General features: G+C 59.2%; 17 protein-coding genes. 8 read left to right on the top strand and 9 right to left on the bottom strand.

Annotation, left to right across the window (positions count from 1 at the left end; genetic code table 11):
* Nucleotides 1-737 precede the first annotated feature (737 nt).
* Together rimO and K5R89_RS08675 are read right to left on the bottom strand one after the other, a co-directional pair.
* The gene (gene rimO, locus K5R89_RS08670) at nucleotides 738-2,063 is read right to left on the bottom strand and encodes a 30S ribosomal protein S12 methylthiotransferase RimO (protein WP_004141985.1); all 1,326 of its coding nucleotides are present in this window, start codon (nucleotides 2,061-2,063) and stop codon (nucleotides 738-740) included.
* A gap of 235 nt (nucleotides 2,064-2,298) precedes the next feature.
* On the bottom strand, nucleotides 2,299-3,540 hold the full coding sequence (locus tag K5R89_RS08675; RefSeq protein ID WP_032455236.1) for an oligosaccharide MFS transporter: 1,242 nt from the start codon (nucleotides 3,538-3,540) through the stop codon (nucleotides 2,299-2,301).
* A 371-nt stretch (nucleotides 3,541-3,911) separates the two neighbouring features.
* Here K5R89_RS08675 and bssR point away from each other — a divergent pair, with 371 nt between their 5' ends.
* Both bssR and K5R89_RS08685 read left to right on the top strand, forming a co-directional pair.
* On the top strand, nucleotides 3,912-4,295 hold the full coding sequence (bssR, locus tag K5R89_RS08680) for a biofilm formation regulator BssR (protein WP_065881878.1): 384 nt from the start codon (nucleotides 3,912-3,914) through the stop codon (nucleotides 4,293-4,295).
* A 115-nt stretch (nucleotides 4,296-4,410) separates the two neighbouring features.
* The gene (locus K5R89_RS08685; protein WP_101996987.1) at nucleotides 4,411-5,520 is read left to right on the top strand and encodes a PQQ-dependent sugar dehydrogenase; all 1,110 of its coding nucleotides are present in this window, start codon (nucleotides 4,411-4,413) and stop codon (nucleotides 5,518-5,520) included.
* 2 nt (nucleotides 5,521-5,522) lie between these two features.
* Here the strand turns inward: K5R89_RS08685 and K5R89_RS08690 are convergent, their stop codons facing one another.
* Nucleotides 5,523-6,149: a glutathione S-transferase family protein gene (locus K5R89_RS08690; protein ID WP_217259076.1), complete on the bottom strand. Its 627-nt coding sequence runs from the start codon at nucleotides 6,147-6,149 to the stop codon at nucleotides 5,523-5,525.
* A gap of 255 nt (nucleotides 6,150-6,404) precedes the next feature.
* Here K5R89_RS08690 and dacC point away from each other — a divergent pair, with 255 nt between their 5' ends.
* Entirely contained in the window at nucleotides 6,405-7,607 is a 1,203-nt protein-coding gene (dacC, locus tag K5R89_RS08695) for a serine-type D-Ala-D-Ala carboxypeptidase (protein ID WP_004201290.1), read from the top strand.
* Nucleotides 7,608-7,660: 53 nt separating this feature from the next.
* On the opposite strand, the gene deoR is transcribed toward dacC, so the two are convergent.
* Both deoR and ybjG read right to left on the bottom strand, forming a co-directional pair.
* Entirely contained in the window at nucleotides 7,661-8,419 is a 759-nt protein-coding gene (gene deoR, locus K5R89_RS08700) for a DNA-binding transcriptional repressor DeoR (RefSeq protein ID WP_023288975.1), read from the bottom strand.
* Between the two features lie 102 nt (nucleotides 8,420-8,521).
* Nucleotides 8,522-9,115, bottom strand: a complete 594-nt coding sequence (gene ybjG, locus K5R89_RS08705) for an undecaprenyl-diphosphate phosphatase (RefSeq protein ID WP_124074219.1) — start codon at nucleotides 9,113-9,115, stop codon at nucleotides 8,522-8,524.
* A 326-nt stretch (nucleotides 9,116-9,441) separates the two neighbouring features.
* Here ybjG and kdeA point away from each other — a divergent pair, with 326 nt between their 5' ends.
* Nucleotides 9,442-10,674 carry a multidrug efflux MFS transporter KdeA gene (kdeA, locus tag K5R89_RS08710; protein ID WP_004201293.1) on the top strand — a complete coding sequence of 411 codons (1,233 nt, stop codon included), beginning with the start codon at nucleotides 9,442-9,444 and terminating at the stop codon, nucleotides 10,672-10,674.
* A 38-nt stretch (nucleotides 10,675-10,712) separates the two neighbouring features.
* Here the strand turns inward: kdeA and K5R89_RS08715 are convergent, their stop codons facing one another.
* Nucleotides 10,713-11,525 carry a Cof-type HAD-IIB family hydrolase gene (locus K5R89_RS08715; RefSeq protein WP_104467258.1) on the bottom strand — a complete coding sequence of 271 codons (813 nt, stop codon included), beginning with the start codon at nucleotides 11,523-11,525 and terminating at the stop codon, nucleotides 10,713-10,715.
* Nucleotides 11,525-12,727, bottom strand: coding sequence for an MFS transporter (locus K5R89_RS08720; RefSeq protein ID WP_044521889.1), 1,203 nt, complete (start codon nucleotides 12,725-12,727; stop codon nucleotides 11,525-11,527). Before K5R89_RS08720 ends, K5R89_RS08715 begins: the two co-directional genes overlap by 1 nt.
* 82 nt (nucleotides 12,728-12,809) lie before the next feature.
* On the opposite strand from K5R89_RS08720, the gene K5R89_RS08725 reads away from it, so the two are divergent.
* The gene (locus K5R89_RS08725) at nucleotides 12,810-13,373 is read left to right on the top strand and encodes a TetR/AcrR family transcriptional regulator (protein WP_044521890.1); all 564 of its coding nucleotides are present in this window, start codon (nucleotides 12,810-12,812) and stop codon (nucleotides 13,371-13,373) included.
* Between the two features lie 178 nt (nucleotides 13,374-13,551).
* Here the strand turns inward: K5R89_RS08725 and K5R89_RS08730 are convergent, their stop codons facing one another.
* Nucleotides 13,552-15,237, bottom strand: a complete 1,686-nt coding sequence (locus K5R89_RS08730; protein WP_004179131.1) for an aspartate:alanine antiporter — start codon at nucleotides 15,235-15,237, stop codon at nucleotides 13,552-13,554.
* Nucleotides 15,238-15,504: 267 nt separating this feature from the next.
* Between K5R89_RS08730 and ybjM the strand changes: the two genes are divergently transcribed.
* Complete coding sequence (ybjM, locus tag K5R89_RS08735) at nucleotides 15,505-15,888, top strand: inner membrane protein YbjM (RefSeq protein ID WP_002896351.1); 384 nt, start codon at nucleotides 15,505-15,507, stop codon at nucleotides 15,886-15,888.
* A gap of 6 nt (nucleotides 15,889-15,894) precedes the next feature.
* Here the strand turns inward: ybjM and K5R89_RS08740 are convergent, their stop codons facing one another.
* Nucleotides 15,895-16,158, bottom strand: coding sequence for a GrxA family glutaredoxin (locus tag K5R89_RS08740; RefSeq protein ID WP_002896352.1), 264 nt, complete (start codon nucleotides 16,156-16,158; stop codon nucleotides 15,895-15,897).
* A 202-nt stretch (nucleotides 16,159-16,360) separates the two neighbouring features.
* Between K5R89_RS08740 and K5R89_RS08745 the strand changes: the two genes are divergently transcribed.
* A complete protein-coding gene (locus tag K5R89_RS08745) occupies nucleotides 16,361-16,648 on the top strand; it encodes a YbjC family protein (protein WP_004201326.1) in 288 nt (95 codons plus the stop codon).
* On the top strand, nucleotides 16,632-17,354 hold the full coding sequence (nfsA, locus tag K5R89_RS08750; RefSeq protein WP_032455244.1) for a nitroreductase NfsA: 723 nt from the start codon (nucleotides 16,632-16,634) through the stop codon (nucleotides 17,352-17,354). The genes K5R89_RS08745 and nfsA overlap by 17 nt, the downstream gene beginning before the upstream one ends.
* Nucleotides 17,355-17,396 lie beyond the last annotated feature (42 nt).

Below are 17,396 nucleotides of genomic sequence, written 5' to 3' on the forward strand. Positions count from 1 at the left end.
GCATCCATGCGGGCTGCCCCGGCCTTCCGGGAACGTCTCAGCGATTTTGAGGCCGCCAGCACCGGCAGTTTCAGCAAGGCTGGTGAATAAATTAACGACAGGTCGTAAGAACGTAGGCCGGGTCAGGCGTAGCCGCCACCCGGCATAAAACGGCTCCGTGCCCGCTGTCATCGCCCGGTGGCGCTGCGCTTACCGGGCCTGCGAGGTATGAGCCTGTGAGAGGACCCTGTAGGCCGGGTAAGGCTCAGCCGCCACCCGGCATAAAAGTGGCTCCGTGCCCGCTGTCATCGCCCGGTGGCGCTGTGCTTACCGGCCTACGAGGTATGAGCCTGTAAGAGGACCCCGTAGGCCGGGTAAGGCGCAGCCGCCACCCGGCATAAAAGTGGCTCCGTGCCTGCTGTCATCGCCCGATGGCGCTGCGCTTACCGGGCCTACGATGTGTCAGCCTGTGAGAGGACCTTCCAGGCCGGGTAAGGCGCAGCCGCCACCCGGCAAAATAACGGCGCAACAGGGTTGCCTGGAAGGTAATCAATGCTGCGCTTGCCGGGCCTGCGAGGTATATGCCTGTGAGAGGAACCTCCAGGCCGGGTAAGGCGCAGCCGCCACCCGGCAAAATAACGGCGCAACAGGGTTGCCTGGAAGGTTATCGGCGCTGCGCTTGCCGGGCCTGGGGGGGTGAGCCTACGGGAGGCCCCCCAGGCAGGGGAATGCGATAAGCCGCTATCCGGGAAGCTGGACTAGACCCGGGTTCCCCACAGATCGTATTCGTCGGCGTGCTCGACTTTCACCCGCACCACGTCGCCCGGCTTAACGCGGGTTTCGCCGTTCAGGTAGACCGCGCCGTCGATTTCCGGGGCGTCGGCCATGCTGCGGCCAATGGCGCCTTCTTCATCCACTTCATCCACCAGCACCAGGATTTCGCGGCCCACTTTTTCCTGCAGACGCTCGGCAGAGATCTGCTGCTGCAGCTGCATAAAGCGGTTCCAGCGCTCCTCTTTCACCTCTTCCGGCACTTGGTCCGCCAGCTCATTGGCGGTGGCGCCTTCAACCGGGCTGTACTTGAAGCAGCCGACGCGGTCGAGACGCGCCTCTTTCAGGAAGTCGAGCAGCATCTGGAAATCTTCTTCCGTTTCGCCCGGGAAGCCCACGATAAAGGTGGAGCGCAGGGTCAGATCCGGGCAAATTTCACGCCACTGCTTGATGCGCGCCAGCTGACGGTCCGCGGATCCTGGACGCTTCATCAGCTTCAGGATACGCGGGCTGGCGTGCTGCAGCGGAATATCGAGGTACGGCAGAATTTTGCCTTCCGCCATCAGCGGGATCACATCGTCGACGTGCGGGTACGGGTAGACATAGTGCAGGCGCACCCAGATGCCGAGCTTCGCCAGCTCTTCGCACAGGCTGACCATGCTGGTCTTCACCGGCATACCGTTGTGGAAACCGGTGCGGTGCTTGACGTCGACGCCGTAGGCGGAGGTGTCCTGCGAAATCACCAGCAGCTCTTTCACGCCAGCGTCAGCGAGGCGTTTGGCTTCCGCCAGCACTTCGCCAATCGGACGGCTCACCAGATCGCCGCGCATGGACGGAATAATGCAGAAGGTGCAGCGATGGTTGCAGCCTTCGGAAATTTTTAAGTAGGCGTAGTGGCGCGGCGTCAGCTTAACGCCCTGTTCCGGCACCAGGCTCAGGAACGGGTTGTGCTTCGGCTTTGGCGTATAGTGGTGGACGTGCTCCAGCACCTGCTCATAGCTGTGCGGACCGGTGATCTCCAGCACCTTCGGGTGCACTTCGCGGATCTGATCCTCTTTTGCGCCGAGACAGCCGGTGACGATCACCTTGCCGTTCTCTTTCAACGCTTCGCCGATCGCTTCCAGCGATTCCTGCACAGCGCTGTCGATAAAGCCGCAGGTGTTAACGATCACCATATCGGCGTTGTCGTAGGTAGGTACGACGTCATAACCTTCGGTGCGCAGTTCGGTCAGGATACGCTCTGAGTCCACGAGATTTTTCGGGCAGCCCAGGGAGACGAAGCCGATTTTCGGCTGGTGCGTGACATTGCTCATAGCTTAAAAAGTGTTCAATTATTGGAATGGTCAGGGCAGGAATTCTACAGATCTTTGCGAAAAAGAGTATAGCTCCGTCACGGTTAATGGTGAAAAAGCGCACCCAACCCTGCCTTTCACGACCCTGCCGCTACAGCGGATCCCGCACGCCCCGGGGCAGAGGGGCGGGAAACGCTTCCGGCACGCCGTGCGCGCGGGCGGCGACTCATGCCCGGCGTTGCTGCCGGGCAGAGACTTATTGCGCCGGGGTGACGGCTCCGGAGGGGGCGACGCCGGGCTTTTTCGGCTCGCGCTTATCCTGCAGCGTGAAGACAGAGATCAGAGTAAAGAGCCCGGCGATGCCGCCGAGGATCAGATAGGTGTCGGCGAAGCCAATGGTATCGTACAGATAGCCTGCCAGCGGCGAGTAGATGGCGGTGGCGATCGAGGCGACAAACAGCACCAGTAAATAGACTGTTGAAGAGAGCTTGTGGTCGAAGTTGGCGGCGATGAATTTAAAGACCGACACCAGAATTAACGGTTTCTCCAGGGCATGCATCATTTTTACTGCGCCAATCCACACCGGGCCGAGAGGCACCGCCGAGCCAGCAATACGTACCGACATGATCAGCCCGGCAATGATCAGCGCCCATTTGGCGCCGGTCCGGTTAACAAACCACGGCATCAGGCATAAGAACAGCGTTTCGCCGCACACCTGAATGGAGGCGAGGATCCCATACCAGCGGTTGCCTTCCTCCGGCGTCGGGAACTGCAGCGAGAAGTACTGGGCAAATTGCTGATCGTAGGTGTCATAAATCTGCGTGACGAACAGGGTAAAGATCAGCAGCATCCAGAACTGGCTGTTCTTCGCCAGCTCAAGGGCATGGGAGACCTTCAGCGATTCGCTTCGCGCCACATCGGCGTCAGTTAATTCGATTTTGGTCAGCATAAAGCAGACGGCGGCGATGACGATGGCGAGGCTGGCGAGCCAGAAGGCCAGATTGGGATTGCTGTCGATATATTTACCGACGATCCAGGCCGCGGCCGCCCAGCCTAACGAGCCCCACATCCGCACCCGACCGTATTCGAACTGGTAGCGGCGGGAAATTTTATCGATATAAGAGTCGATCACCCCGCAGCCGGAGTTAAAGATGATCCCCAGATAGATGCCCCCCAGCAGCGCGCCAATCCAGAAGCTGTGCATCAGCAGCGGCGCGTAAACGTAGATAAAGAAGGGGCCTACCGGCAGGAGCAGCGCCACCAGCAGCCAGATAAGGCGTTTTTTCAGGCCGAACTTGTCGGAGATAAAGCCGAAGAAAGGCTGCATCAGCAGGGCGATAAAGGCGTTGACCGAATAGAGCAGGCCGGTTTTCGTGGCGCTGATGCCAAGATGCTGGGTGGTCCAGATGACAAAGAAAGCCATGGTCGACGACCAGGCGAACAGGTAGAGGAAATCGAAAAGACTCAACAGAAGGTAGTTTCTTTTACCGGGCGTCATGGTTCAGTTCCTTGCAAATGGGCAGAGAGATTATCAGCGAACCGCGGTCGCTGTTTTTATTAAATGTTATACGTATTACATTAATGATTTGTTATGGCATCCTGACTGGCGATCGCGCAATAGCGCCAGCAATATAATGTGATCATTGCAGCACTATTTTGGCTTTTTTATAGCGGAAAATGCGAATTGATTTCTTTATGAAATTAAATGTGATCGTATAACATTATCATTGTTATATACCTGACAAAGCGGCAAGGTTGTTACATTGTAAAGGGTGTTAAAGGCTTGGGAATAATTGACCTGGCGCATCATTTTGTACAAAAAATAACCGTATTATGGATGAGGTAAAGGACGACAGAGGAGGAACCGTGATGAGCGTTGACAGACTATACCGCCACCTTTTGCAGAAGCTCATTAACGCCAATATCGATATTGACGCCTATCTGCAGCTGCGAAAGGCCAAAGGCTACATGTCAGTCAGCGAAAATGACCATCTGCGTGAAAACTTGTTTGAGCTTTGCCGTGAAATGCGTGCCCAGGCGCCGCGCCTGCAGAATGTCATTTCACCGGAGGAGAGGGATGCCCTTCGTTTGGCCGGCGAGTCCGTCGCCGCCGCTGCAGTATGCCTGATGAGCGGACATCATGATTGTCCGCTGTACATCGCTGTTAACGTAGAGAAGCTAGAACGCTGTCTGACAGGATTGACTTCAAATATTCATAAATTGAATAAATTGTCGCCAATCCCTCATGCCTGATCGGCTGAAACCCAGGGGAAGTGGACGCTTCCCCTGTTAAAGGTTATGTAAAAATCCCCGCGCAAATTTCCCCGCTGGCTACCCTTTAGCGCAGAGCTGACGAAAGGAGAATGCCATGCGTCCGATCCCGCTGCTGTTGCTATTAAGCGCCCTGTCGCTGCCGGCCCTGAGCCAGGCCGCGGTGCGGGTGGAAGTATTGCAGAACCGGCTGGCCCATCCGTGGAGCCTGGCGTTTCTCCCCGGCGACCAGGGCATGTTGATTACTCTGCGCGGCGGCGAGCTCAAGCGCTGGCAGCCGGGTAAAGGCTTGTCGGCGCCGATAGCCGGCGTGCCGCAGGTGTGGGCCAACGGCCAGGGAGGCTTACTGGACGTGGCGCTGGCCCCGGATTTCGCGCAGTCGCGGCGGGTGTGGCTAAGCTATGCGGAGAGCGACGCCAGCGGCAAAGCGGGCACCGCGGTGGGCTACGGGCAGTTGAGCCAGGATGCCACGCAGCTGACGAACTTCACCGTGGTGTTTCGCCAGCAGCCGAAACTCTCCGTCGGCAATCATTTTGGCGGCCGGCTGGTGTTCGACGGCAAAGGGCATCTGTTTATTGGCCTCGGGGAGAACAATCAGCGTCCCACCGCTCAGGATCTCGGCAAGCTACAGGGAAAAGTGGTCCGTTTGACGGAGACCGGGGGCGTTCCGCCGGATAACCCCTTTGTTGGCCGGACCGACGTGAGGCCGGAGATCTGGGCCTACGGCATCCGCAATCCGCAGGGTATGGCGATGAATCCGTGGAGCGGGGCGCTGTGGCTGAACGAGCATGGTCCGCGCGGCGGGGATGAAATTAATATCCCACAGGCGGGAAAAAACTATGGCTGGCCGCTGGCGACGCACGGCATTAACTACAGCGGCCTGCCCATTCCGGAGGCCAGGGGCAAGACGGTGCCGGGGACCGAGCCTCCCCTGTATGTCTGGCCGGTCTCACCGGGAGTGAGCGGGATGGCCTTTTACGCGGCTCAGACCTTTCCCCAGTGGCAACATAAGCTGTTTATCGGCGCGCTGAAGGAGACATCGCTGATTGTTCTGGCGGTGGACGGCAATCAGGTCCGCGAGGAGGGGCGCCTGCTGGAGGCGCGCGGGAAACGGATCCGCGACGTCCGCGTGGGACCCGACGGCTATCTGTATGTGTTAACCGACGAGTCTAACGGCGAGCTATTGCGGCTGAGTCCGGAGAGTTAATTTCAGGTGACCGGGATCTGCACCACTTCGCGCCAGGCCGGACGCTGGCTAATCTGCTGATACCAGCGCTGCAGATGGGGACGCGGTTGCCAGCTGTCGAGGATCGACAGCAGGTTGTAGACGAAGGGGGCGACGGCAATATCGCCAAGGCCGAACTGCTCGCCGGAGAGCCACGGCGTTTTCGCCAGCTCGTCATCCAGCATGGCGAACAGCGCTTCGCAGGCGCTGATCCCCGCGGCGATGGCCGCCGGGTCGCGTTGCTCCGGCGGCGTCCTCACCATACCCATTAATACCGGGCGATGGGCGGGAGAGAGCGTGCCGTTGGACCAGTCCATCCACTTATCGCCTTGCGCGCGCTGCGCCGGTGCGGCCAGCCACAGACGGTCAGCGCCATACTGGGCGGCAAGGTAGCGAATAATCGTATTTGATTCCCACAACACCACCCCGGTGGCGTCGTCCTTTAACAGCGGCACCAGCCCGTTGGGGTTCATCGCCAGATATTCCGGGTCACGATTGAGACCAAACTCCAGCCCGGCGAGGATCTGCTCATACGGCAGATCCAGCTCCTCCAGCACCCAGCGCACTTTCTTCACGTTGGTCGAGTTATTACGTCCCCACAGTGTAATCATTTTCGCTCCTGAGTTTGTTTCACTGCCGTTGCAGCGCGATCGGCGATCATGTTGGGATAAAGTTAATATTTAGGCAATCACGATCAAAAAAATTGTTCTGATTAAAGCACAGCGGCATGTTATTGCGTAAACTTTAAAAACTTTACCAACTCGCTGTTTCTTTAAGGTCATTTGTACGCTTTACTCACCGGTTGCTGCGGCGCGGTCAGAGTGGCGCAGCATATTTTGTTTGGAAAGGATACTTGGGTGGCTCTTATGATGCATGACGCTTTTTCCCTTCGCGGCCTCGCGGCAGGTTGCGCGCTGTTATTTCTTGTCGCACCTGCGGTGCAGGCTGCAGAACAACTCCCCGACGCCCCTTCGATTGACGCTCGCGCCTGGATCCTGATGGACTACGCCAGCGGGAAGGTGCTGAGCGAAGGCAATGCCGATGAAAAACTCGACCCGGCCAGTCTGACGAAGATCATGACCAGCTACGTGGTGGGGCAGGCGATAAAAGCGGGAAAAATTAAACTGACCGATATGGTGACCGTCGGGCGCGATGCCTGGGCGACCGGCAACCCGGCGCTGCGCGGCTCATCGGTGATGTTCCTCAAGCCCGGCATGCAGGTTTCAGTAGAAGATCTGAACAAAGGGGTCATCATTCAGTCCGGTAACGACGCCAGCATTGCCATTGCGGACTACGTGGCGGGCAGCCAGGACGCTTTCGTCAGCCTGATGAACGGCTACGCCAAAAAAATGGGGCTGACCAACACCACCTTTATGACCGTCCACGGCCTCGATGCGCCGGGGCAGTTCAGTACCGCCCGCGATATGGCGTTACTGACCAAAGCGATGATCCACGACGTACCGGAAGAGTACGCGGTACATAAAGAGAAAGAGTTTACCTTTAATAAAATTCGCCAGCCAAACCGTAACCGCCTGCTGTGGAGCACCAACCTCAACGCCGATGGCGTGAAAACCGGGACCACCGCCGGGGCCGGCTATAACCTGGTTTCTTCGGCCACTCAGGGCGATATGCGTCTGATTGCCGTGGTGCTGGGGACCAAAACCGACCGCATTCGCTTTAACGAGTCGGAAAAACTGCTGACCTGGGGCTTCCGCTTCTATGAAACCGTGACGCCGATTAAACCGGATGCCACCTTCGTCACCCAGCGCGTGTGGTTTGGCGACAGCAGCGAAGCGAAACTGGGGGCCGGCGAAGCGGGCTCTATCACCCTGCCGAAGGGCCAGCTGAAAAACCTGAAAGCCAGCTACACCTTAAACCAGCCGCAGCTTACCGCGCCGCTGGAGAAGGGGCAGGTGGTCGGGACTATCGACTTTAAGCTGAATGATAAAACCATCGAGCAGCGCCCGCTGATCGTCATGGAGCCGGTGAAAGAGGGCGGCTTCTTCAGCCGGATGATCGACTTCGTACTGATGAAACTGCACGGCTGGTTCGGCAGCTGGTTCTCCTGATGCCATGACCGCGCCCGGCGGGGCGCGGTCAGTTACGCTTCAATAGTGACGCTTCAATACAGCAGGGAGATCTGCTGTGCCTTCGCCAGCGCCACCAGCTCATCATCCGGGCAGATATCGCTGGCGATCACGTCAAACTTCGCTAACGCCCCCATGCGCGCCGGACGCACTTTGCCAAACTTGCTGTGGTCGACCACCAACACGTGGTAGCGCGCGTGTCGCATCGCCCAGTGTTTGACCGGCAGCTCCTCCAGGTTATAGCAGGTCGCCCCCTGTTCGCAGTCAATGCCCGCCGCCGAGTAAAAGGCGATGTCAGGGCTCAGATGGCTGAGGGTATCCTCAAGGCTCAGCGGCATAAAAATCGCGTTGCTGGCATGAAATTCTCCACCACACAGGACCGCGCGGCACTGGGGCTTTTCCTGCAGGGCCAGAAAGGTGTTCAGGGAGTAGCAGACGCCGGTGAAGGGCAGGGCATCGTCAATGGCGTCGATGATCCACGGGGTGGTGGTCCCGCAGTCGAAGAAGGCCATCTGATGGGGCTCCAGCAGCGCAGCCGCATGGCGGGCGGCGCGGCGTTTCTCCTCGACCAGCCGGGTCTTTTGGTCGCTGAGCAGGTAATGGGTGGCGCTGCGCGGCTCCAGCACAATGTATCCGCCGAGCAGCACGACCGGACCGCTGTGGCCGTTGAGGTCGCGACGAATGGTCATTTCCGACACCCCAAGCAGGGAGGCCGCTTCTTTCAGATGCAGCTTATCGCTGCGCTTGAGTGCCTGAATGAGTTGACTGATGCGTTCGTCACGGCGAGTTTCCATATTCCCTCTGCGCTAAAATCGCCCTGCGGAGGCAGGGCGTTAGCGGGATTTTACCTGTCGCTTGCGGGTTAGTCACGCGGTGGCCGCCGCGACGGTCGGCGTTTAGCCGCGCACCCAGCCTTTGCGGATCGGCAGGGAGAAGCAGAGGCGATAGAGGCGCTGCAGCTGACGGTACAGCGCCGGGCCGACAGTATGCCAGATTAGCGCCGCGCCAAGGCAGCCGCACATCCCGGCCAACAGGCCGCCAACCATGTCCAGCGGCCAGTGGACGCCGAGATAGACGCGGGACCAGGCGATGGCGGCGGCAAGGGCCATCAGCAGGGCGCCGGACCACAGGCGATGCCAGAACAGGAAGGCCAGGGCAAAGGTAAAGCTGACGGTGCCATGGTCGCTGGGGAAGGAGTCGTCCGCCGCATGGTGCAGGAAGTTATAGCCCACGCCGGCGACAAATGGCCGATCGTGCGGATAGAGGTGGCCGATCGCCCATGAGACGGTCAGGCTGATCGTCAGCGCCAGCATCAGCTTAAAAACCAACTGCCGCTGGGCAGGCCCCCACAGCCACAAGGTCACCACCAGCAGGGGCACGATCAGAATCAAATCTTTAGCGATGAAAATCGCCACCTCAATGGCCCACTGCGGCGAGGCCGGGGTCGCGTTGAGCAGGGCGAACAGCGCGTAGTTAATATTTTCCAGCATAGACTTCCAGGCTCGTTGGTCCGATAGCAAATAAGCCGCCTACCCTAAATAAAAGCGGTGCGGAGATAAAGCAGCATTGTCTTAAAGATCAGGTTGTTATGAAATGTCACCTCCTGAGGCGCGGCGCTAACCCCCTGAAAAGGGTCAGTATATCCTTTGTCACATTGCTGAAACATAAACGGAATATATACGCAGAGTGAATTGCAAAGAAGAAGCCTGACGGTGGCGCGCAACTCGCAATATTGTGCGGTGTCACCCACAATTCACTATCTCCGCGCCGGGAGTTTCATTACACTTTGCGCGATTTTTGATAGATAAGAGATTTCATGCAAAATTATTCGCTTTCAGGCCGCCGCCTCGGAAGGCAGGCGCTGCTGTTCCCGCTATGTCTGGTGCTGTACGAGTTTTCCACCTATATCGGCAACGATATGATCCAGCCGGGTATGCTGGCCGTGGTTCAGGAATTCCAGGTGGGCAACGAGTGGGTACCCACCTCGATGACCGCCTATCTGGCCGGCGGCATGTTTTTACAGTGGCTGCTGGGGCCGCTGTCGGACCGTATTGGCCGCCGTCCGGTGATGTTGACCGGGGTGGTGTGGTTTATCGTCACCTGCCTGGCGACGCTGCTGGCGCAGACCATTGAGCAGTTCACCCTGCTGCGCTTCCTGCAGGGGATCAGCCTGTGCTTTATCGGCGCGGTCGGCTACGCGGCGATCCAGGAGTCCTTTGAGGAGGCGGTGTGTATTAAAATCACTGCCCTGATGGCCAACGTGGCGCTGATTGCTCCGCTGCTGGGGCCGCTGGTGGGCGCCGCCTGGGTGCATATCCTGCCGTGGGAGATGATGTTCGTGCTGTTCGCCGTGCTGGCGGCCATCTCGTTTGTCGGCCTGCAGCGGGCGATGCCGGAGACCGCGACGCGGCTGGGTGAAAAGCTGTCGGTCAAAGAGCTGGGCCGCGATTATCGCCTGGTGCTGAAAAACCTGCGCTTCGTCGCCGGCGCGCTGGCCACCGGCTTTGTCAGCCTGCCGCTGCTGGCGTGGATTGCCCAGTCGCCGGTCATTATTATCAGCGGCGAACAAGCCACCAGCTATGAGTATGGCATGCTGCAGGTGCCGATTTTCGGCGCGCTGATTGCCGGCAACCTGGTGCTGGCGCGCCTGACTTCGCGCCGTACCGTGCGCTCGCTGATTATCATGGGCGGCTGGCCGATCGTGTTTGGCCTGCTCCTCTCCGCGGCGGCGACGGTGGTCTCTTCCCACGCCTATCTGTGGATGACCGCCGGCCTGAGCTTCTACGCCTTCGGGATTGGCCTGGCGAACGCCGGCCTGGTGCGCTTAACCCTGTTCGCCAGCGAGATGAGCAAAGGCACGGTTTCGGCGGCGATGGGAATGCTGCAGATGCTGATCTTCACCGTCGGCATAGAGCTCAGCAAACATGCTTACGAGCTGGGCGGCAATGGGCTGTTCAGCCTGTTTAACCTGCTGGGCGGGGTGCTGTGGCTGGGGCTGATGATCTACTTCCTGAAAGATAAAAGCGTCGGCAATTCGCAGCAGGGGTAACCGGTTTTCAACCCGGATGCGCTTGCATCCGGGTCTTATCAGGCGAACGGCGCTTCGCGATCCAACACCTTATCGATAATCTGCAGAACCCCCTCTTCGTTGTTGTGCGGCGCATGATAGCGGGCGACGGCTTTGACGTCTTCCCGGGCGTTGGCCATGGCGAAGCCAAACCCGGCGTGCTGCAGCATTTCGATATCGTTGCCGCTGTCGCCGAACGCCACCACCTCATGATCCTCGATGCCCCAGCGCTGCTGCAAAATACGCAGGCCGTTGGCTTTGTGCACCCCCGGGATAATTAAGTCGATGCTGCCGTAGCCGGTGGCCACTGCGGTCACCATGTCCCCCAGCGCCGCGTGCAGCTTCGGCTGAATTTCCGGGATCAGGCGGTCCGGCACGTTGAGACCAAATTTGAGGATGGTGTCATCGAGATGGTTAAAATCATCCACCAGTTCAAGGCGGTGATAATACTTCGCCGCCACCGTCTTCAGCGCGTCGTTGTAGCGGTTGAGGGTGTAGGCGCTGCGCTTCCCGCAGGCGATGATTTCGATATTCGGCAGCGTCTGCAGATGATCGACCACGGCGTTGAAATGGTGAACCGGCAGCTGGCAGTTGAAGACATCTTCATTGCCGCTCACTACCCAGCCGCCGTTTTCCGCCACGAAGGCGATCTGGTGGGCGATCTCCGGAAAGAAGGAGATCAGCTGGTAGTACTGGTTGCCGCTGGCGACCACGAAGCGAATGTTCTGCTCGCGCATTCGTTGATACTGGGCGAGGAAGCGCGGCCGGTTGTAGGTTTTGGCATCGCTTAAAAAGGTGCCGTCCATATCCACCGCAATCAGTTTGATGCTCATTAGCTGTTCTCCATAACGGGTTCAGACTGTGGCTTAGCCACCGCGCGGGCGACCAGCGCCGCCACCATCACCAGGCCCAGCACCACCAGCATCGCGCTGCGCAGGCCGAAGTGCTCGCCGAGGAAGCCCAACAGCGGCGGCCCGACGAGGAAAGCAAGATACCCGGTAATCGCCACCACGCTGACGCGCTTAGGGGCATCCGGACCGGTATCGCTGGCGGCGGAAATAGTCAGCGGGAAGCCGAGCGAGGCGCCGATGCCCCACAGCAGCACCGAGATGCCCGCCACCCAGGGGTTATCGACGAAGATAATCAGGCCGATACCCAGAGCGCCCATCACCGCGCTGCCGCGAACCACCGTCACCCGGCTGTAGCGATCGATAAACCAGCCGCCGGTAAAGCGGCCCAGCGTCATGCCGAGGGTGAAGCCGGCATAGATCAGCGAGCCGGAGGTGGGGCTAAAGCCGTGGCCGTCCACCATCAGCAGCGGCAGCCAGTCATTGGCCGAGCCTTCGGCAAAGGCCATCGCCAGGACGATGACCCCGATAAGCAGCAACTGCGCGTCGCGCCATACCGGCAGACCTTTCGCCTCGCCGTGGGCGGCTTCGGCGGCATTTTTACCGGTACCCTCCGGAATGGCGCGGATGGCAATGGCGATGGGCAGAATGGCCACCAGCGCGGCCGCCAGAATATGCGGAGCGGCGGGCAGGCCGAACCCGGTCACCGCCATGCCCACCCCGGCGCCGAACAGGGTGCCAAAGCTGTAGAAGCCGTGCATCATCGGCAGCACCGTTTTATTCATCTCCCGCTCAACCGCCGCGCCCTCGACGTTAATGGCGACCTCTGCTGAGCCAAAGCTGGCGCCAAAGATGGCCAGACCGAAGGCGAACAGCGGGGCGGAGGTGACCCACAGCGCCAGGCTGAGCACCAGCATGCCGAGTACGGCGAAGGACATGGTGGTGCGGATGACCTTGCGGGTGCCAAAGCGCTTCACCAGCCACGCCGAGCAGAGAATACCGCTCATCGATCCCACCGACAGGCCAAACAGCACGACGCCCATCTCTGCGGTAGAAAGCGCCAGCAGATCGCGGATCGCCGGCGTGCGGGTGGCCCAGGAGGCCATTAATAAGCCGGGGATGAAAAAGAACATAAACAGCGCCCACAGTCGAAGCTGGAGCGCTCTGCGCGAAGATTGCGTCGTCATCCGTAAACGCCTTAAAGGAGAAGAGTGAAGACAACAGTAGCAAGCATGTGTACATTTGTACATAAACCGGAAGAGGAAAATCATGGCCCGTAGACCGAACGATCCGCAGCGCCGCGAGCGCATCCTGCAGGCGACGCTGGACACCATCGCGGCGCACGGCGTCCATGCGGTGACGCACCGTAAAATCGCCACCTGCGCGAATGTGCCGCTGGGGTCGCTGACCTACTATTTCAGCGGCATCGAGGCGCTGATCGCGGAGGCGTTCAATCTGTTTACCGCCGAGATGTCGGCGCAGTATCAGCAAAGCTTCGCCGGGGTAACGAACCGGCAACAAGCCTGCGATGCCATCGCGGAGCTGATCTTCAGCGCCCAGGTGACCACGGCGCGCAATATGGAGCTGATGTACCAGCTGTACGCGTTCTGCAGCAGCCAGCCAGCGCTGAAGGCGGTGATGCAGAACTGGATGCGGCGCAGCCAGCAGACGCTGGAGCAGTGGTTTGCCCCCGACACCGCCCGCGGCCTTGACGCCTTTATCGAAGGGATGACCCTGCACTTTGTCACCGACCGCGCGCCGCTGTCGAAGGCGGCGATCCGCATGATGGTCGGGCAGCTGGCAGGGGAGAGGGCGCAGGAAGAGGGGCGCTGAGGCGGCGTTTCAGCCGGAATGGCTAAACGCAGGCAACAAAAAACCCATCAACCTTGAACCGAAGTGGCGGGGTTGATGGGCTCCACAAAATGGGGACATCAAAGAAAAGCAGTGGCATTACTTATGACTGATGCCCTGAGAAAAAGTTCTGCCTGTGGCGGCTTTTTTCGCAAAAAATTTATTGTAGCCCTGGCCAGATGATCACGATGAGCGTCCCGGCGAGGGTGAGCAGCACGTTGGCGATGGCGTAGGTGCCCGCATAGCCGAGCGCCGGGATGTTGCTGCGCGCGGTATCGCTGATGATCTCCATCGCCGGGGCGCAGGTGCGGGCCCCCATCATGGCGCCGAACAGCATCGCCCGGTTCATGCGCAGCACGTAGGCGCCGAACAGGAAGCAGATCACCACCGGCACCAGGCTGACGATAAGCCCGGCCGCCAGCATCTGGCCGCCGACGGCGCCCAGCCCGTTATTGATCCCGGCCCCGGCGCTGAGCCCGACCCCGGCCATAAACACCATCAGACCAAACTCTTTCACCATGTTCAGCGCCCCCTGCGGGATATAGCCAAAGGTTGGGTGGTTGGCGCGCAGGAAGCCAAGCATGATGCCGGCGAACAGCAGGCCGGCGGCGTTGCCGATGCCGAAGCTGAAGGAGCTGAACTGGAAGGTGATCATGCCGATCATCAGGCCGACGATAAAGAAGGCGCAGAAGGCGAGGAGATCGGTCACCTGGCTGTGAATGGAGATAAAGCCGATGCGGTCGGCTACGGTCTTCACGCGGCGGGCGTCGCCGCTGACCTGCAGCACGTCGCCTTTGTTCAGCACCACGTTGTCGTCGATAGGCATCTCGATCTGGCTGCGAATGACCCGGTTCAGGAAGCAGCCGTGATCGGTAAGCTTGAGCTGCGCCAGGCGGCGGCCGACGGCGTTGTGGTTTTTGACCACAATCTCTTCGGTGACGATGCGCATGTCGAGCAGGTCGCGGTCGAAAACCTCTTTACCGTTGCGGAAGCTCGGGTCGAGGCGGGCGTGCGCGTCCGGGTAGCCCACCAGCGCAATATCGTCGCCCATCTGCAGCACCGCGTCGCCGTCCGGGTTGGCCAGAATGCCGTTGCGGCGGATGCGTTCGATATAGCAGCCGGTCTGGCGATAAATGCCCAGCTCGCGCAGATTTTTGCCATCCGCCCATGCCACCAGCTCCGGGCCGACGCGATAGGCGCGGATCACCGGCAGGTAGACTTTACGTTTGGAATCGGTATCGAGGCCGCGCTCGCGGGCGATTTGCTGGGCGCTGGTCTGCAGATCCTGATGCTGCAGCTTGGGCATATAGCGGGCGCCGACGATCAGGCTCACCAGACCAACCAGGTAGGTCAGGGCATAGCCGAGGCTCAGGTGGTCAAGCGACTGCGCCAGCTGATCGCTGGGCAGGCCGAAATGGCGCAGGGTGTCCCCCGCGCCCACCAGCACCGGGGTGGAGGTCATCGCCCCCGCCAGCATACCGGCGGTGAGCCCGATATCCCAGCCGAACACTTTACCCAGCACCATGGCGATCAGCATCGCGCTGCCGACCATCACCAGGGCCAGCATCAGATAGTTTTTCCCGTCGCGGAAAAAAATCGAAAAAAAGTTAGGACCGGCTTCCACGCCGACGCAAAAAATAAACAACATAAAGCCGAGATTAAGGGCATCGGTGTTAATCGCGAAATGCTGCTGACCTAATAATAGAGAAACGACTAAAACGCCAATGGAATTACCAAGTTGTACTGAGCCGAGACGCAGTTTTCCCAGGCATAGTCCTAATGCAAGTACAACGAATAATAACAGGATGTAATTCCCGTTTAACAAATCTGCGACGTTTATATTCACGAAAGCCAACTTCTCGTTTACTAGTAAGTTGTTGAAGGAAATGGTTATTTGGTCTAAGGTTGCTCAGGCGTTCGCGTTGTCGCGAACCTATTCTGGCACCCTGTTATAACCAGCAAAAATATACCCGCTAGTTTAATCCTTCCTGGATGCGGCGGCTAGTGACAATCGTTTTTAGGCTGGTAGGGGAGTTATTGGCATGGATTGCCGAAATGCTTTATCTGACTGGGCGACGTGGACGTGAGTTAGAGGCAACATCAGGAGGATACGGTGAAATCTGAGCGTAGTTGGGCCGGCATTATCTGTGGCTTCGTTCTGTTCATTGTGGTGTGCTTATCGTTGTTGTTACATATGAAAGGGGCCTTTCGCGCCAGCGGCAACCCGGAGCTGGGCCTGCTCTTCTTTTTGCTGCCAGGGGCGGCGGCGAGCTGTCTCTCTCCCGGACGGCGGGTGCTGCGTCCTTTGCTCGGCGCGATACTGGCGGCGCCGGTCTGTATGGTGACGATGCGGCTGTTTTTCGTCACGCACCGGACGTTCTGGCAGGAGATGGCGTGGGTACTGAGCGCGGTGTTCTGGTGTGCGCTCGGGGCGTTGTGCTTTTTGTTTATCTGCGCCTGGCTTGATACCTGGCGCAGTCATTCATCGAGTAAATAAATTTACTCAGGCAAACAGGCCAAGGTTCTCTTTCGCCCAGGCTTCGAAATCGGTGCAACCGCCGATGTGTTTCTGGTCGACGAAAATCTGCGGTACGGTTTCAACCGGTTTGCCGACGGTTTTTTCCAGATCAGCTTTGCTGATGCCTTCGGCGTGAATATCCACGTAACGGTAGTTAAAGTCATCACGCTCGTTGGTCAGTTTTTCTGCCAGCTCTTTGGCGCGAACGCAGTAAGGGCAGCCTGGACGACCAAAAATAACGGTAAACATTGCTTCTCTCCTTAAACCTCAGCCGGATGGCGAATGGCGCTTATGATGCCTGCATTGGCCGGTGAGGGAAAGAAGGTTCTGCCTTTTGCTTCGATGGTTTACGGCTATGTTTGATAAATGTCGTACTATCAAAACCCGTATACTGACCCGGCGGCGCGGTGGCATTGGCTGGCGCGCCGCGTTTATCAACCGGAGAGGCGTGATGCGAAAATTTGCCCCGTTGCCAAAAAGCATACTGCTGGTTGAGATCCTCGGGATGGGGCTGTTAACCCTCGCCTGGCTCTCGCTTAACCAGTATGTCCAGCTGCCTGCGCCCATTGCCAGCCCGACCGCGGCGCTGGTGATGCTCTTTGCCGGGATCGTGCTGATGATCCCCGCCGCCATCGTCGTGATGTGGCGGATGGCGCAGATCGTGGCCCCGCAGTTAACCCACTCTCCTGAGCCTGAATCCTTGTCTGACAGAGAAAAACGAAATGACGCCGACCATTGAGCTGCTGCGCAGCCACCGTTCTATCCGCCACTTCACCGATGCGCCCGTGAGCGACGAACAGCGCGCGGCGATTATCGCCAGCGCGCAAGCGGCATCTACCTCGAGTTTTTTACAGTGCACCTCCATCATCCGTATTACCGACCCGGCCCTGCGTGAACGTCTGGTCCCGCTGACCGGCGGCCAGCAGCACGTCGCCCAGGCGGCGGAGTTTTGGGTCTTCTGCGCCGACTTTAACCGCCACCTGCAGATCTGCCCGCAGGCGGAGCTGGGGCTGGCGGAACAGCTGCTGATCGGCGTTGTCGATACGGCGCTGCTGGCGCAAAACGCGCTGACCGCCGCCGAGTCCCTCGGGCTGGGTGGCGTCTATATCGGCGGCTTGCGCAACAGCATCGAGGCGGTGACCGAGCTGCTGGAGCTGCCGCAGCACGTCCTGCCGCTGTTCGGTCTTTGCCTTGGCTGGCCGGCGGATAACCCGGACATCAAGCCGCGGATGCCGGCCGCCATGCTGGTGCATGAGAACCGCTATCAGCCGCTGGATAACGCGCTGCTGGCGGAGTATGACGAACAGCTGGCGCACTATTATCTGTCGCGCGGCAGCAACGCCCGCCGCGATACCTGGAGCGATCATATCCGTCGCACTATCGTGAAAGAGAGTCGTCCGTTTATTCTCGACTATCTGCATAAGCAGGGGTGGGCAACGCGCTGATTACGTGTACACTGCTGCTCCGGCCAGGCGGTATCCGACGCT

The organism is Klebsiella sp. TF21-TM (assembly GCF_019753495.1).
Lineage (GTDB): Bacteria > Pseudomonadota > Gammaproteobacteria > Enterobacterales > Enterobacteriaceae > Klebsiella > Klebsiella quasipneumoniae.